At 57.8% G+C, this 16,624-nt stretch carries 11 protein-coding genes; 5 read left to right on the top strand and 6 right to left on the bottom strand.

Annotated elements, in window-relative coordinates; all coding sequences use genetic code 11:
• Window positions 1-286: 286 nt before the first annotated feature.
• Window positions 287-1,135 (top strand): alpha/beta fold hydrolase, encoded by an 849-nt coding sequence (locus tag DBV39_RS00525; RefSeq protein WP_159078698.1) that lies wholly within the window; start codon window positions 287-289, stop codon window positions 1,133-1,135.
• Window positions 1,136-1,409: 274 nt separating this feature from the next.
• Here DBV39_RS00525 and DBV39_RS00520 read toward each other — a convergent pair whose 3' ends face one another.
• Both DBV39_RS00520 and DBV39_RS00515 read right to left on the bottom strand, forming a co-directional pair.
• Window positions 1,410-3,452: a DUF3857 domain-containing transglutaminase family protein gene (locus tag DBV39_RS00520; protein WP_159078697.1), complete on the bottom strand. Its 2,043-nt coding sequence runs from the start codon at window positions 3,450-3,452 to the stop codon at window positions 1,410-1,412.
• A gap of 579 nt (window positions 3,453-4,031) precedes the next feature.
• Window positions 4,032-5,600, bottom strand: a complete 1,569-nt coding sequence (locus DBV39_RS00515) for an inorganic phosphate transporter (RefSeq protein ID WP_108619882.1) — start codon at window positions 5,598-5,600, stop codon at window positions 4,032-4,034.
• Window positions 5,601-6,115: 515 nt separating this feature from the next.
• Here DBV39_RS00515 and DBV39_RS00505 point away from each other — a divergent pair.
• Both DBV39_RS00505 and DBV39_RS00500 read left to right on the top strand, forming a co-directional pair.
• On the top strand, window positions 6,116-6,355 hold the full coding sequence (locus DBV39_RS00505) for a hypothetical protein (RefSeq protein ID WP_108619880.1): 240 nt from the start codon (window positions 6,116-6,118) through the stop codon (window positions 6,353-6,355).
• Window positions 6,352-6,552: a hypothetical protein gene (locus tag DBV39_RS00500; RefSeq protein WP_108619879.1), complete on the top strand. Its 201-nt coding sequence runs from the start codon at window positions 6,352-6,354 to the stop codon at window positions 6,550-6,552. Before DBV39_RS00505 ends, DBV39_RS00500 begins: the two co-directional genes overlap by 4 nt.
• 40 nt (window positions 6,553-6,592) lie before the next feature.
• Here the strand turns inward: DBV39_RS00500 and DBV39_RS00495 are convergent, their stop codons facing one another.
• Window positions 6,593-7,315, bottom strand: a complete 723-nt coding sequence (locus DBV39_RS00495) for an SOS response-associated peptidase (RefSeq protein WP_108619878.1) — start codon at window positions 7,313-7,315, stop codon at window positions 6,593-6,595.
• Between the two features lie 282 nt (window positions 7,316-7,597).
• Here DBV39_RS00495 and DBV39_RS00490 point away from each other — a divergent pair, with 282 nt between their 5' ends.
• Both DBV39_RS00490 and DBV39_RS00485 read left to right on the top strand, forming a co-directional pair.
• Complete coding sequence (locus tag DBV39_RS00490; RefSeq protein WP_227870740.1) at window positions 7,598-8,617, top strand: Bug family tripartite tricarboxylate transporter substrate binding protein; 1,020 nt, start codon at window positions 7,598-7,600, stop codon at window positions 8,615-8,617.
• Window positions 8,610-9,620: a PhzF family phenazine biosynthesis protein gene (locus DBV39_RS00485; protein ID WP_322348732.1), complete on the top strand. Its 1,011-nt coding sequence runs from the start codon at window positions 8,610-8,612 to the stop codon at window positions 9,618-9,620. The genes DBV39_RS00490 and DBV39_RS00485 overlap by 8 nt, the downstream gene beginning before the upstream one ends.
• 462 nt (window positions 9,621-10,082) lie before the next feature.
• On the opposite strand, the gene DBV39_RS00480 is transcribed toward DBV39_RS00485, so the two are convergent.
• The 3 genes from DBV39_RS00480 to rbbA form a co-directional block, all read right to left on the bottom strand.
• Window positions 10,083-12,389, bottom strand: a complete 2,307-nt coding sequence (locus tag DBV39_RS00480; protein WP_108619877.1) for an acyl-CoA dehydrogenase — start codon at window positions 12,387-12,389, stop codon at window positions 10,083-10,085.
• 318 nt (window positions 12,390-12,707) lie between these two features.
• Complete coding sequence (locus tag DBV39_RS00475) at window positions 12,708-13,838, bottom strand: ABC transporter permease (RefSeq protein ID WP_108619876.1); 1,131 nt, start codon at window positions 13,836-13,838, stop codon at window positions 12,708-12,710.
• The gene (gene rbbA / locus DBV39_RS00470) at window positions 13,835-16,615 is read right to left on the bottom strand and encodes a ribosome-associated ATPase/putative transporter RbbA (protein ID WP_108619875.1); all 2,781 of its coding nucleotides are present in this window, start codon (window positions 16,613-16,615) and stop codon (window positions 13,835-13,837) included. The genes DBV39_RS00475 and rbbA overlap by 4 nt, the downstream gene beginning before the upstream one ends.
• Window positions 16,616-16,624: the final 9 nt, after the last annotated feature.

Raw genomic sequence — 16,624 nt, 5'->3', positions numbered from 1 at the left:
GCCCCCAGGCACCACACCCGACACAACACTCGACACCGCACTCGACACCGCTACGGAATCATCACAGTCGAGCCCTGTGACATGACGACTGTATCAATCCCCTCTGAAATCAGCTTCGGTGTCTTGCATTGCGTTGGCCGCCTCCGATAGACTTTGAGGTTTGACGCATGTCACCGTGCACAGGTTCACCGAGCACCCATTATCGACTCTCCAGTGTGATGGAACGAGTCAGCTCTGAACCAGCCGCTTCTCGGCAATGCACGTAAATGATTCAAGGGGATGTGAAGTGTCATACATTCAGGCCAACGGGGCGCAGTTGTATGTGGAAGAAATTGGCGACGGACATCCCGTCGTGTTTGTCCACGAAATGGCCGCCGACTATCGGGAATGGGAAACACAGGTGCAGTGGTTTGCGCGCCGATATCAATGCGTGACCTACAGCGCCAGAGGTTACATCCCGTCTGAGGTTCCAGCCGACCCTGCTCTGTACGGACTCGAGCACGCAGCTGACGATATCGCGGCCGTCATTGACGGACTCAATCTGGGCAAGGCACATGTGGTCGGGCTCAGTATGGGGGCCTACGCAACCTTGCGGTTCGGGATGAAGTATCCCGACAAAGCCAGCTCACTGGTGGTGGCGGGTGTCGGTTCTGGCTCACCCGCCCAGGACCGGGATGCGTTCGTGGAGAACTGCCTGCGCATGGCACAGATTTTCAGGGAGCAAGGCTCGCAAATAGCTGCCCAGGAAATTGGTTACGCCGCGACGCGAATCGGTCTCAAGCGTAAGGATCCTGTCGGATGGCTGCGTTTCATGGACCACCTGTCTGAACACGACCCGCAAGGCATGGCGATGACGCTGACTCACTATCAGGCGGCGCGCCCCTCGATCGAATCATTTGACGAACAAATCCGCAAACTCAACCTGCCGGTACTGCTGTTTGTGGGTGATCAGGATGCGCCCTGTCTGCAGACCAACCTGTATCTGAAACAGGCACTGCCCAACGCAAGACTGCTGGTCTATCCAAACACGGGCCATGCGGTGAACCTTGAGGAGCCCGCTGCATTCAATGAAGCGGTACAGGCATTTTTTCACGATGTCGAACACCGGGCTGCGAAGGGACTCAAAGCCGGATAAGGCCACAACTTGAATGCATTAAGGCGCTGGCCAGGAAGAACCAGACCTGGCATCAAGAGTGAGGGGAATTTCCGTTCGGACTCCCCCCATTGGTATCGCTTGCCGGAGCGCTGTCATTGTTCGACGCCCCGATGCAATTGAGCCGGTTGAGATTGTTGCTACAAAGTGGTGAGCTGACTGGTGCAACCTTGAGCTGGCCACGCCCACCACGCCTGGTACACCTACCGCATCTATTTCACCTGGCTCACCACACCTGGTTCGTCACACCATCCAGTCAGATGCTCTTGTAAAAGATCTGACTGCGCAGATCCCGTTTGAGCACATCCACCAGTCTGATCAGGCGCAAGATCTCCGCGGGCTGGCACACATTGGATGGAAGATCCATGACAAGATGACGTGTGGCAACTACATCCCTGTCAGATCGTTCATAGTGAGCTTTGTACATCAGGCCATTCTCTTCAAACACAACATCGTCGGGCACCTGTGTGAAGACCGTCCCATCATCGAGCGTAATGTGGAATGTTTCCTCGTAATCAGATGATGCGCACGGCATCGGGTTTCGCGGAGTCGAGCGGCGGAGCTTGCTGAAGTCGACCATGATGCCGGACATCGGATTTGCTGTCAGTCCGTCTGGAAGATTGAAAGCCCCCTGCCCCGGAAAGTTGGTGATGGGTTCGAGCTCGAATGTGAAATCAAACTTCAGGGGATTGGCCAGATCCCACAACCCCGAGACCTCGATCTCCCCGTTCCCCGGGTGCATGCTTGCCGCCAGCATGCGTCGAATCAGATCCTGAGGATCTTCACGATACAGTTTAGTCATCCAGTACCGTGACCCCATCGAAACAGGCCCGAACGCCTCGCTGTGCGACTTGCCTAGAATGACGCCATCGTCACGGATTCTGAGCTCCACCTGGCTTTTGACCATGTTGTCAGCGGGTGTCTGCCTGGGCGTGCGTACGACCTTGCCGTCACGCACCAGCACTGCAGGCTTGTCCGTATCGGTATCAGGCAACACCCCAAACGGTGTCAGCGCGTTAGTCGAGTCGAGGAACAGGTTCCATTGTGGCAGGTAGGTAATCACATGGTTCAAGCTACCCATGCCGCCAATCTTAGGGATCTGGTAGGAGTAACCGTTATTGATCAAGGCACCCTGCGCATCAATTCCTTTGGCCTTGAGCAGACTGATCAGTAGCGTGTTGTGATCCTTGCAGTCACCATAGCGGTTTCGCAAGATATCCGACGCCATGTTTGGCACAACCGTCGCGTCCCCCAGGTATATGCCAACATAGCGGATTTCCTTGACCACCCACTCATACAGCGCCCTGGCCTGCTCGAACGGATCTTCGATACCCTCTGTGATCGCGTTAGCCAGCGCCTCGATCTCCTGGGTCGGCATCTCGGCTGGCTCGGCTCGCATTGCATACTGTTTGCCAAGCATCTCGACGGACCCCATCGTGGAAACGATGAAGTATGGCGAGAAATCTGCCCAGGCGACCGAGGTCAACTCGTACTTCTCTGGCTTGTCGCGACGAAAACGGTAACGATGCAGCGTCACCTTGCCATCTGGGCCTGTCTGCGACTCATCGACCAGTCCGCGCGTTTCAAAATAGACTTCGATACCCTCGTCATGCGTTAACTCAATCATGAAGTCCCGGTATACGACCTCGGGAGACAAGAGCGTTTCCAGCGTGAACTGATTGGGGAACGTGGTCTTTTTGATGTTCAGGCGACTATGAAAATGCAGACGCGAGCCAGGCTCGACATTGGGAAATACAACGACACGCTTCTTCTTGTCGCTGTAGACCCCCTCCAGGCCAGTATGCTCATCAACGTCCTGAATTGCATCAGGCAGGACATCAATACGTTCACCATCGGGACGCTGTGTCCACGCACCGAGGATTTCCAGGTGATCCAGGCTCGTGCTGTACGTCTCACTTTGCTGAGCAGCCATCTGCACACCGATCTCGTCATATGGGGTGATATCAACCTCTCTTTCCACGACTGCGGTGCCATCGGCGTTCACATGAATCCGGATGTGGTGGCGGTCCATTGCGTAGTTGATCGGCGTTGAATCGTCGGCGGGTTCAGGGAGGTTCCCGGGATCAGGCCTGGCAATGGAAGGGGAAGCAGCAGACGAATCAGCCGAGTCTGTGGTGATCTCGGCCTGAACCGAACCACCTGCAGCTGCCGGGGGAAAGTGGCCCGTCGCATGGGAGCGCGCGGGCCAGATCTCGTTTGCAATAAAAGGGGCGCTTGCAAGCGCGGCAAGAAAGCAGACACGTTTAATCCTGCTCCTGGTTGCCATCGAAAGTTTCAACTGAGTGTCCTCTGAGTCATCAGAAAGTCAAATGCTCACCACGAGACCGCTGACCCTGACCATATACGCTTGCATCGCACGGCGCATGAACGCCAGTCGGACAGCACCAGATCGCGATGCGACGCAGTGCTGGCGCACCCGGACCGCTCAAAGGCCCTGCCATGTCGACTGTGTTATGGAGATGCGATGATCAGACTTGCATGGTTGAAGGTAGCTTGTGTCAGGGACTCGTACTCGATTGCTCGTATCTGAGTGCCCGGCACAACAGGCTCATGGAAAGCCACCGATTGCCCGGAAAAGAAGGAGATCAATCCGGCAAGGAGATGACAATACACCAACTGAAATTTTGATGGTTGGATGATCAAATATCAGTTACACCGATATCAATTCTGGTGCTACCAGGACCACGAAAGCACCATCCGGCGAGTTTGAGGTTTGACGGCCAGGCAATGCTCACTCCTGCGCGGATGGGCAGTCCTTGCGTAGCCAGTCAGCGAGACCAGCCACAGGCGTAAAAGCCTGAAATCAGCCCTGGAAATCAGCCTTGGAAACCACTCCAGGAATCGACCAGGATCGTCGTCAATCCCCCACCAGTGCCAGCATGGTGAGGTAAATGATCGATGCCATGATCGCCGACGCCGGAACCGTGATGACCCATGCGGCCACGATTTTGTAGAGGATCGAGCGCTGCACCAGTTCGGTCTTGTAGACCTTGCGGATCTGTTTGACTTCTTTCTTCTTGAGCCGCACAGACGCTGATCTGGCCTTGAGTTGCTCGAGCATCACCTGTTTGGTCTTGACGTCCGCCTGCGTGAACTCTTCAAGGTAGGCTTGAACGGCTTGCGCATCATGTCCATCATGATGCAGCCTGATTTCCTCAACCATCCGGGAGTAGTTCGCCTTGAGATGTTCTCTGAGAAACCCGACACCGAGTACGCCACCAATGGCGATGTGGGTCGAGCTCACGGGGATGCCGAGCTGAGAGGCAATAATCACCGTGACCGCTGCTGCCATGGCAATACAGAAAGCTCGCATCTGATCCAGATCCGTGATCTCCCCACCGACAGTACGAATGAGTTTGGGGCCGTACAACGCCAGTCCGATCGCAATACCCACAGCACCAATCATCATCACCCACAGCGGAATTCCCGCCCTGGACGACACTCCCTGATTCATCACTGTATCGGCAATTGCAGCAAGCGGTCCGATCGCATTGGCCACATCATTGGCCCCGTGCGCAAAACTGAGCAAGGCGGCCGCAAAAATCAGCGGGAATGTAAAGAGCGCGTTGATACCTTGTTTGGAATTCTCCATTGCACCGGCCCGGCTGGCGATCACCCTGCTCGTGAGCAACCAGACCAGTAATCCTGATACGACACCGATGACCAGTGCCATGGTGAAGCTGACGGGCATCACCTTGCTCAGTCCCTTGAGCATCAGGTAGGTCGCAAATGCAAACCCCATCAGACCGATCAGAATCGGTACCGTCGTCTGTCCGGCGCGGACCATATCCTGCTTGTAGGTGATCGCACGCTTGATCCAGAACAGAAAACCCGCTGCAATCAGCCCGCCCACTGCGGGCGAGATCACCCAGCTCGCCACGATGCCACCCACAACACCCCAGTCGGCTGCGGCAAACCCGCCTGCTGTAACACCGGCACCCAGTACGGCACCTACAATCGAATGGGTTGTGGAAACCGGCGCGCCGGCTGCGGTTGCCAGATTCAGCCAGAGCGCGCCTGCCAGCAGACTGGCGGTCATCATCCAGATGAAATGATCAGTGCTCGGGATCAAGGCCGGGTCGATAATGTTGCCACGAATCGTCGAGACGACATCCCCTCCGCCGATCAGTGCACCCGCCATCTCGAAAATCGCTGCAATCACGATCGCACCGGCCATGGTAATGGATCGCGAGCCGACTGCCGGACCCACATTGTTGGCCACATCGTTGGCACCGATGTTCATGGCCATGTAACCACCTATCATGGATGCCACGACGAGCAGAATACCCTGCTCGCCAGTCAGCCCGATCCCCAGCGTGGTGTAGATCATGATGCTGACAACAAACATCAGGCCTAGACCAAATCGGAAGAACTCACGCTGGGTTTTAGTGGTGCGACGATTCTCGGAAAGATCGGAGAGCTGCATGGAGGGTGCGACGTCCTGTTAGACGGTGTCGTTATGATGTGTGAGTCGAATTGTACCGAGTGTATTGTCGGATGACACAAACGTGACATCCGAATGTCACATGTACCACCAGGGAACATGCTTGCACAGACCCAAAGTCTTTCTGCAGGACACCACAGTGTCAACTGCGGCTCCGGGCCACCGCGTCCATCTCATGCCCTGATGTACCAGCCATGATGTACCTGCCCACATGCACCAGACCACAGCACCAGACCACAGCACCAGACCACAGCACCAGACCACAGCACCAGACCACAGCACCAGACCACATGCACAAAGCCTCGAACCTGAACAAGTACTGAGCAAGAAACAGTGGCCGCTGCCGAACTTCTTGCACACAATATGATCAATAGGGTGAGGCGTAATGGATCAAGCAATCGATGTGTACACAGCAATCAATCAGCGTTCATTGAACCCTGCACTGCACGCCACACACCCTACGTAGGGGCCACCCCTGCCACCACACGGAGTCAAGCATGCTGGATTTCCTGCGTTACCTGCTTGAACGCAACGCGAAAGAGGTTTCATCCAAAGCATCCCGGTCATCCTGCGTTGTCCACAGAACTGGTACCTTACGCTGCATCGTCGATCCGAATCTTGATACCACCGACACTCGCGCGCAGGCAGATCGCCCGCAAGCAGATCGTCCGCAAATGGACGCCACCGGCGCAGCGCAATCCGGACCTGAAAACACGCCCGGCAAGAAGAAGGTTTGATCGAGAAGACACTGAGCGAGCACAATCTGAACGAGGCGACCTGCAACGACAACGCTTTGAACGAAGACGGTGAGCTACTCAGAATCCTGTCAACACGCAGCCAGAGACCAGGGATGGGCGGGCAGGCCGTAATCAATCGCCGGTGCATCTCTCGCATGCTGTCGCATCTGAAAATGCCTGCGAGAGCATTCGCTTGATCATTTGATTGAACGCTTGATTGATCGTTTGCCTGCTGCCCTACCTTGCCGGCCTGACCAGTGGAGCCGCCTCGCTCTTGAGCGCAGGCATGTCGGTCACTGCCTCATCAGAGACGATCATTGCACTGGCCTTTTGCAGATCAGCGCCTAGCCAGGTCGCAAACTGCCGTTGCGGCAAGACAAGCGGCGTACGCTTCTCATCGCCAGGCTTGTGAAACCGGCGCATCTCCGGGTGACGGTCTGCGTTGATGGTCAGCATGGTGAATGACACAATCAGCTCACCCGTTTCTGGGTGAGTCCAGCGCTGCCACAGACTCGCAATCCCCATGGGTTGACCATCTGTGCGCTGGATTTTCCAGCGCACAGCCCGTCCTGTTTCGTAACAAGGCTCGTAAAAATGATCCACCAGCGCGATCGCAAAGTGACAAGCCCGCCAGGCGTGGCGGTAGCTGGGCCTGTCTGACACGGTTTCAGAACGGGCGTTATACGTTTTTCTGGAGATCGTCTCGTCCCTGGCCCAGGGCGGGATCAGTCCAAACCGGGCAGCTCCGATCACCAGCTTCTGCCGGACATGACTTCTCGCGACAATCAGACCGCTCTGTCCAGGATAGACATCTGATGGTGAGGAATTCACTTGCCCGCTGGCGCCAACTCCATCTGAACCATCCTGATTGCCTTCTGGTAACAGATGTGCATCAACGTCCAGGCCAAACGTCTCGCGAATCCAGTCCCGACGGTAGGATGGTCGGTATACCGCACACATACTGCCCCTCCATTTCTCTGGGCCCGGAGTCGCAGGAATCAAGCCGCCCGGCAAACGTGCTCATCCGCGACTAAAATCAAGAGTAACCGTAAATTGACTGGACGGGAACGACGGACGTCACGGGATCACGCAACTGAACGACCCGACTCTGGATGCACGACATTGATGCGCACCAGATGACCACGTCGGTCCAGACATTCCCGGCAACCGGTCTGATTGAGCACTTATTCAAGCATCACGACTTTGCATTGATTCTTCCACTATTCACACATGGCGACTGACATGACCACTATGAACACATCTCAATCTGTTTCTCGCACATCCTGCCTGATCAGGCATTCCGTGCTCGCCGTAGCCGCTGTCTTTGGACTGGCTGCCAGCCAGGCTGCCATGGCGGCCTGGCCAGATGACAAGCCCATCCGTGTCGTCGTGCCCTTCCCGCCTGGCAGCTCACCAGACATTCTGGCGCGCACGATCACTGAGCCACTGGCCGAAGCCCTCAATCAGGCCATCGTGATCGAGAACCGGGCAGGCGCAGGTGGCAACATTGGAACCCGCCAGGTGGCCCAGGCCGACCCAGACGGTTATAGCCTGCTCTACACCATCAATGGCCCACTGGTGACCGCACCCATCCTCTACAAGAACACGCTTGGCTATGATCCGCTGAAAGATCTCGCCCCCATCAGCCTGATTGCAACCAGTCCCAACGTACTGATTGCGAACAAAGAGCTGGGTACACCGGATCTCGCCTCATTTGTCGCCAAGGTCAAGGCAGATCCTGACAAGTACAACTATGGATCGGTCGGACCCGGCAGCGCCTCGCACCTTGCAATGGAAATGTTCACCAATGACGCCGACCTTGATCTGGCGCATATCCCGTACTCGGGATTCCCGAACGTGATCAACGCGATTCTTGCTGGCGACATTCAGGCGAGCTTCATGGTGCCGGCCATCGCAATGTCCCAGGTCAAAGCGGGCAAGATCGACGCGCTCGCGATCTCGAATCTGACACCTGTCGACACGCTACCGGGCATTCCAGCCTTAGCTGAAAACGGTTTTCCGGGGTTTGAAGCCATTTCCTGGAACGCGATGCTCGCACCTGCAGGAACTGACCCCGAGATTCTGAACCGGGTGAGCAGCGAGATCACGCGCATCATGCAGGATCCCGCTGTGGTCGAGAAGTTCAAGTCTGTGTACTTCAATCCCGTCGGATCAGATCCAGAAGAGCTGACCGAATTGATCGAGCGCGAGCAAAGTACATGGAACCCGGTTATCGAGAAGCTGAACATCTCGCTTGAGTGATTTCAGTACGCTAACCAGCAATCTGAGCAACCCGCGCCTGCCTGCAGGCCGGCGCGCAGTCAAGACACAACCAGGGCAAACCCAAGGCAAACCCAAGGCAAAGCGCATGAACACCAGACCGTTTCAGCAGATTGACGTCTTCTCTGACCAGCCTTTCATGGGTAACCCGCTGGCCCTGGTGCATGATGCCCAGGGCATGAGTGACGCCGACATGGCCAGCATGGCCAGATGGACTAACCTGTCTGAGACGGCGTTTCTGTTGCCGCCCACCCATCCTGATGCGGACTACCGCGTGAGGATCTGGACACCCAGGATGGAGCTACCCTTCGCCGGTCATCCAACTCTGGGTAGCTGCCATGGCTGGCTCACCAGAGGCGGGGCTCCCAGGCAGCCCGGAGTCATTGTGCAGGAGTGTGCGATTGGCCTGGTGAGAATCCGCCAGCACAATAACCGCCTGGCCTTCGCAGCCCCGCCGTTGCTTGAAACAGGTTCGATCGAACCCGCACGTCTGGACGGCGTTATCAAGGCACTCGGGTTACGCGCATCCCAGGTACTGGATCACCAGATCATTGATAACGGACCCGGCTGGATTGGACTGCTTCTGGACAACGCACAATCGGTTCTCGCCATCGAGCCCGATCCGGTCGCGCTTGCTCCCTACAAAGTGGGCGTCATCGGTGCCCACGTCACCAAAGATTTGAACGCAGACCCACTGACCCCTGCAGCAGCATTTGAAGTCAGAGCGTTTGCGCCTGCTGGTGGCATCCTGGAGGATCCTGTCACGGGGAGCCTGAACGCCGGCCTGGCGAGCTGGATGATCGCAGAAGGGATCGTCACCCGGATGTTGCCTGCAGAGGCGGCAAACCACCCCAATCCTGCATACGTCGTTTCCCAGGGGACCCGACTCGGTCGTCGTGGCCGACTATTTATCGAGCAGACTGGCCAGGATATCTGGATCGGCGGGCACACCCTGACAACAATCGAGGGCTCACTGAATCGCTGACATGTTCGGGAGTCGATAAGCGAGACACAGCGAATTGTATGATCACCCTTCAGATTGCGGCAAAAGAGGGACTGCCTCCATCCTGGTCAGGAGCAGAGACAGGGCAGGCGTGAATGCTGTTTCGATGGTTCCGGGCCCAACATTGAGACCGAAAAAGTTCACATCAAGGTTGTTCGACCCAGATCAGCCACAAATCCCTGAGCAAGCGCCTTGATCGAGGGTCACACAGTGCCGGATCAAATCGGTGTCTGGACCTCAGGGTGGCAATCAGAGAGTAACCGGATCACTTCGGTTCCATCCCTGGAGAGATAAAAACGAAGCATTCGCCACAGCGCCTTGCATTGAGACTGATGCATATGTCTCGAAGGACTCACACTCTGTCGACTGCCCGGCAACATCCGGCTCTGGATCTGCAACCCGGAGCGGGCACCTCCGTGGAAGTGCCCGCTGCCGTGGGTTGATTTACTCTGTGATGCCCAGCACTGCACGCGCCAGGATTTCGCACTGGACCTCGGTGCTGCCACCATAGATCGTCGAAGGGATGGAGTTAAAGAGGATCGCAGGCGGATTGAGCGAACTGACATCGGTGTCGTACGCTGCATCCACTGAGCCGCTTTCCTGTGCAGCTTCCATCAAAGCCTGGCAGACACGCTGGTAAGCCTGCGTTCCCCAGACCTTGAGCAGCGAGACACTGGGCGGCAGGTTGTCACCACGCTTGATGTACTCAGCGAATTCCGAGTAGGCTGCGGCCTGATCGTCCACGTCCATCAGCAGTTCCGCATACTTGGCACGAAACACCGGATCTTTGAAGAGATCGCGCTCACGTGCCAGCGCATTGAGCTGGCTCAGCGCATAGCGCCCCTGCTTTGGACTGCCCAGGAAGATCCGCTCGAATCCGAGCAGTGCCTTGGCCATGGTCCAGCCCTGGTTGACCTCACCCACCAGGTTACGCACCGGCACCCTGACATTCTCAAAAAACACCTCACAGAACTCGGTGTGACCCGCGATGTCCTTGATCGGACGCACCGTGATGCCCGGTGAATCAAGATCAATGAGCAGGAAGCTGATACCGGCCTGCTTCTTGGCATTGTTGTCAGTGCGAACCAGCGCAAAGATGTAGTTCGACGAGTGTGCCATGGTGGTCCAGATTTTCTGGCCATTGACGATGAACTCATCCCCATCGAGCACCGCACTGGTTTTGAGCGATGCCAGATCAGACCCGGCATTCGGCTCGGAATACCCCTGACTCCAGCGGTGTTCGGCATTCAGCATCTTGGGCAGGAACTCGGCATGCTGCTCAGGCGTGCCATATTTGATGAGCAACGGCCCCACCATGATGACGCCCTGGTCGATGGTCCGGGCGACACCATAATTTTCTTGCTCTTCGACGTACGCCAGGAGCTTCTCAGGCGACAGACCCATGCCACCAAATTCCTTTGGCCAGCCCGGTGCGATCCATCCCTGACGCGAGAGCGTCATGGTCCAGTCACGCACTTCTTCCCAGGTCAGGCGACGCTGGATGTTGCGAAGATTCTCCGGATAGTTGCGACGATAGAACGTACGCAGCATGTTGCGGAAATCGCGATCCGACATCGCATTCCAGTCCTGATCCTGCGGGATCTCGACGTCCACAACTTCCTGCACCGCGTCCGACAAAGCCGGCGTCAGTTCAAGGTAGCGGGCGCGATGCGTCGATGCATTGCCGAGCCAGGCCGACAGCACCATGGCACGCTTGAGATACAGACCAATGTCATACTCGTCGGTGTATCCGATTGCACCGTGGAACTGGATGCACTGGCGAGTAATCGACAGGGCCGCTGCCGAGCAGCGTGCCTTGGCACGGCTGGCCTGGCGCGCCAGAACTGCGTCTGACCCATCTGCCTGAGCAGTCGCAATCGCATCGTTCAGTGCAGCACTGGCAACCTGGATTTCTACCCACGCATGTACAGCACGGTGCTTGAGCGCCTGAAACGAGGCGATCGGCTTGCCGAACTGCTTGCGCACCTTCATGTAGTCAACCGTCATGTCAAAGGCACGACGCATGACACCCACGAGTTCGGCAGCAGCCATCAGGCGGGTCATGTCGTTGGCGCGATTGACGTTCTGGAGCGTCCCGTCACCGGCCATGATGACACGGTTTGCGGGCACTTTCACGCCGTCAAACACGAGATCGGACAGCACAGAGCCGTCGACTTGCGGATAGTCCTTGCGTTGCGGCTTGTCTTCGGCCGCCACCCAGATCAAGGCACCCTGACCATCGTCGGTGTGCGCCACCAGCAACCAGCCATCTGCCCCCTCAACCGGACCCACCAGCCGCTTGGTGCCGGAAAGAACCAGTTCTTCACCCTGACGCGTCGCCGTGACCACAGGGTCCGTGATCTCGAGCTGCCCCAGCGTTTCCTGCCAGGCCAGCCCTGCAACCAGCTCACCGGCCATGGCGCGCTCGAGGAGTTCATCGCGCAGCGCGCCAGCAGGCGCACCCAGCAATGCCTGAACGATCTGCACCGACCCGGCGAGGTAGGGTTCTGCGAACAGCTGCTCGCCGGCCTGCTGGGCAATCACCGACAGATCCGCCAGGTTGCGCCCCAGGCCGCCCGCTTCTTCGGGCACCAGCAGCGAGAACCAGCCAGCCTCGGCCACTTCGGCCCAGACTTTGCGGTCAACTGCCGGGTTTTGCGGCTTCTGGCGGCAACGCGCCATGTTGTCGTGGCGGCCAATGAGGTCCTTGGCACTATCGCGAAACGCTTCCTGAAACTCCGTGTCGAGCATCACTTTCTCCTGTCAGCTGGGCAACCGGGCTGATCTGACCCTCACGGCCACCGTCCGATTCCCTATCGATCATTGCACCCGGCATTCTATCGCCCGGCGTCACATTCCTTAACCTTTTGATTAAACCTGATCTGGACAGGATCTGCGGGACCCCTGCCTCTGCTTCCCCGAAACCTTCGCTTAAGCGCGAGCAAAGTCACGCTTTCGAACCGAGGTGAGACAACGCTAAACAGCGCGATATGGAGCGAAACAGGATGACACGCGCATCAGCAGTCCGCATCAGAAGTCGGCACCAGTCGCCGTTATCCGCCTTGCCAATCAGCCGCCCTGCAGGAGCATCTTGCGAAACCGCCGCATGGCCAGCCAGAAGAAGATGGAAGCGATCACGAACATCGCCAGCATCTGCGGCCAGACCACCTCGAACCCGGCACCGCGATACAGAATGGCCTGAGCAACGGCCGTGAAGTGCGTGGTCGGGGCTGCCATCATTAGCACCTGCGCCGCCTCGGGCATGCTTTCGCGCGGCGTCATGCCACCCGAGAGCATTTGCAACGGCAGCAAGGTGAGGATCAAGAGCAGACCGAACTGCGGCATGCTGCGGCTCACCGTCGCCATGAAGATGCCCATGGAGGTGGTTGCCATGAGATGCAGCGCCACACACGCCATGAACAGCAGAACCGATCCCTGGATGGGCACCTGCAGGGCCCCTTCAATGACCAGCGTGAGCGACAGTCCGGTCGCCAGAAACACCACCAGTCCGGTTGCCCAGACCTTGGCGAGCATGATCTGTCCCGGCGTGACCGGCATCACCAGCAGATGCTCGATCGTGCCATGCTCGCGTTCACGAATGAGCGCAGCACCGGCCAGAATGATGGAAATCATCGTGATCTGGTTGATGATCTCCATGATCGAGCCAAACCAGGCTTGCTCGAGCGCGGGGTTGAATCGCATACGTGGCACCAGCTCAACCGGCAAGGTGGCGCTACCGCGAAACCCCTGCACGAACTCTGCCACTTCATGATTGACCATCTGCTGCACATGCCCGCTGCCAGCGAATGCCTGACTCATGCGCGTGGCGTCCACGTTTAACTGGACCGCGGGCTGATCGCCAGCCAGCACATCGCGCTGAAACCCCACTGGAATCGTGAGCGCAAAGGTGTAACGCCCTGAATCCATCCCGTCATCAATCTCGGCAGCAGACCCCACCTCGAACACCACAAAGTTGGGTGGATAAAAGCTCGAGACGATCCGCCTGGACAGCGCGGACTGATCTTCATCGATGATGGCAATAGGTGCCTTGTGCAGCGTTTCAGGCAAGGCCGTGGCAGCCGAGGACACCGCAAGCGTGAACGAGTATGCGATCAGGATCAGCATCATGGGATCCCGGAGCAGACTCCAGAGCTCCTTGACGCCGAGGCGAAAGATGTTTTGCAGGTCGCGGCTGATCATTTGTCCTGCTTCCTCAATGACACCACCGCCAGCAGCATCACCAGCGGCACACTGCCAGCGACCCACAGGATCGACGGATACAGGTCACCAAATCCGAGTGCTTTGGAGAAGGCACCGCGGCTAATGATGAACATATAGGTGGCCGGAAACACTTCCCCGATCGCCCGGCCAATGCCTTCAAGCGAGGTAACCGGATTCATCAGTCCGGCAAACTGGACTGCCGGGAGCAAGGTGCCGATCAGTGTCACAAAGATGGCGGCCACCTGGCTTTTTGTCCAGGATGAAGAGAACAGACCGAATCCTGTGGCAAAGATCACAAACACCAGACTGGCCAGCGTCAGCGTCAGAAAACTGCCTTTGAGCGGCACGGCAAACACCCACAGTGCCAGCAAAAGCATCAGAATGTAGTTGAGCATGCCCAACGCAATGTAGGGCAGCTGTTTGCCTATCAGAAACTCAAGCCGGTTTACCGGCGTGACGTACAGATTGACGATCGATCCGAGCTCTTTTTCCCGGACGACAGAAAGCGCCGCCAGCATGGCCGGAATCATGAGTAACAGCAATGGCATCACCGCCGGCACCATGGCCGGCAGGCTGCGCACATCGGGGTTGTAGCGAAACCGCGTCTCCACTGTGGCGGCCGACATTGACGGCACCACCCCCAGCTTGCTGCGCGCATAATCGGCCAGCCAGCTCATGTGCATGCCACTGACATAACCCTGCACATTCTCGGCTCGCTGAGGCATGGCCCCATCAATCAGCGCAAAGAGCCGGGTGGGCCGACCCGCGAGCACATCGCGACCGAATCCTGGCGGGATTTCAAGGACCAGCGACAACTCTCCACTGGCCATGCGACGATCGGCCTCGGCCTGATCGAGTACAGGCGCGCGCTCCACAAAATAGCGTGATCCGCTCAGACTGTTGGTGTAACTCTGGCTGATGGTTGACTGGTCACGGTCGAGCACCGCATAGGTCAGATCCTCGACATCCATGTTGATGCCATATCCCATGATGAGCATGAGAATCAGACTGCCCACCAGGGCCAGTGTGGCCCGCATGGGATCGCGTTGCAGTTCGAGCGACTCCCTGCGCGAATAGCTCCACAGACGTCTGAAGCTGAATCCAGAGACAGGCTCTTCAGACCTGCCCGGTTGATTCTGGAGTGCAGGGGCTGGTAACTCAGAAGGTTCAGATGAGTCCGAAGGCTCAGGATCAGCGAGCTGGCTGGCACTGCGGATCTGTTCAATAAACGCCTGCTCCAGCGTATCGCATCCGCTCTTGCGAATGATCTCCTGTGGCGTATCGGTCGTGAGCACCTTGCCCGCATGCATGAGCGACATCCGGTCACAGCGCAGGGCCTCATTCATGAAGTGGGTGGAAATGAAGATCGTGACCTTGTCCTGGCGGGCCAGATCGATCATCAGACGCCAGAACTCGTCACGCGCCACGGGGTCAACCCCCGATGTGGGCTCGTCCAGAATCAGCATCTCGGGCTTGTGCACCATGGCCACAGCCAGCGACAGGCGCTGTCTGACACCCAGCGGCAAGGCATCAGGCAGCGAATCGAGCACACTGGTGAGCTCGAAGCGATCGGCCATTTCCTGCACACGGCCGGCAATCTCGTTGCGTGGCACGGCAAACAGACGCGCGTGCAGCACCAGATTCTGCCGCACCGTCAGCTCCCCGTAGAGAGAGAACGCCTGGGACATGTAGCCGACCCGGGCACGGGTCGCAATGTCACGCGGATCCACCTCGTTGCCAAAGAGCCATGCCTGCCCTTCTGTCGGGGCCAGTAAACCCGTGAGCATTTTCATGGTGGTCGACTTGCCGCACCCGTTGGAACCAAGAAACCCGAAAATCTCGCCACGTCGAATCCTGAAACTCACCTTGTCGACTGCGGTGAACGCGCCGAATCTCATGGTCAGGCCTTCGGCCTCGATCGCCACTTCCTCTTCGCCGCTGGTGTCGAGTGGCGTGACGACCACTTCCTGATGACGTGCCCGCTTGGCCTCAGGCAGCAATTCGATGAATGCTTCATCCAGGGTCTCGCGCCGGGTGCGCGCGAGCAGTTCCTGCGGGGTGCCGGTGGCCAGTATGCGACCATCGTCGACAGCCGCCAGCCAGTCAAACCCCGCGGCTTCGTCCATGTAGGCCGTGGCCACCATCACCGTCATGGTGGGATGATCTCGCTTGAGATCGGCAATCAGCTCCCAGAACTGGCTGCGCGCCAGCGGATCGACCCCGGTGGTGGGCTCATCCAGTATCAGCAATTGCGGATCATGAATCAGCGCGCAGCACAGGCCGAGTTTCTGTTTCATCCCTCCCGAAAGCTTGCCAGCCGGACGATCCAGAAAGGCCTGCATGCCGGTGGCCCGGGTCAGCACATCGACCCGTCTGAGAATCTCGGCCTCACTGTGGCCGAACAGTCGCCCGAAGAACTGCAGGTTCTCCAGCACCGAGAGGGTGTGATACAGGTTCTTGCCCAGACCCTGCGGCATGTAGGCAATGTCCGAGCAGATCCGGTCACGGTGACTGGACCGGGACATCGACCCGCCAAACACCTTGACTTCGCCCTTCTGAATCTTGCGCGCACCCGCAACGAGCGACAAAAGTGTCGACTTTCCCACGCCATCCGGGCCGATCAGGCCCATGGTGCAACCCTGCCTGACCTCGAGATCGAGCCCGTCCAGCGCACGGGTCTTTCCGTACTGAAACTCGACGCCACGCACCCGAACGACGACAGGTGCCGGGGTCCCGGTGCTCGACAGATCTCTCATCTCGCGGCT

The organism is Orrella marina (assembly GCF_003058465.1).
Taxonomy (GTDB): Bacteria; Pseudomonadota; Gammaproteobacteria; order Burkholderiales; family Burkholderiaceae_B; genus Algicoccus; species Algicoccus marinus.
Note: the sequence above shows the minus strand (reverse complement) of the source record. Positions and strands in the feature narration are given on the sequence as shown.

Coding starts and splice junctions, on each gene's coding strand:
- DBV39_RS00480 (WP_108619877.1), bottom strand. CDS start 12,389: ATGCTCGACACGGAGTTTCAGGAAGCGTTTCGCGATAGTGCCAAGGAC.
- DBV39_RS00490 (WP_227870740.1), top strand. CDS start 7,598: ATGACCACTATGAACACATCTCAATCTGTTTCTCGCACATCCTGCCTG.
- DBV39_RS00495 (WP_108619878.1), bottom strand. CDS start 7,315: ATGTGTGCGGTATACCGACCATCCTACCGTCGGGACTGGATTCGCGAG.
- rbbA (WP_108619875.1), bottom strand. CDS start 16,615: ATGAGAGATCTGTCGAGCACCGGGACCCCGGCACCTGTCGTCGTTCGG.
- DBV39_RS00475 (WP_108619876.1), bottom strand. CDS start 13,838: ATGATCAGCCGCGACCTGCAAAACATCTTTCGCCTCGGCGTCAAGGAG.
- DBV39_RS00515 (WP_108619882.1), bottom strand. CDS start 5,600: ATGCAGCTCTCCGATCTTTCCGAGAATCGTCGCACCACTAAAACCCAG.
- DBV39_RS00505 (WP_108619880.1), top strand. CDS start 6,116: ATGCTGGATTTCCTGCGTTACCTGCTTGAACGCAACGCGAAAGAGGTT.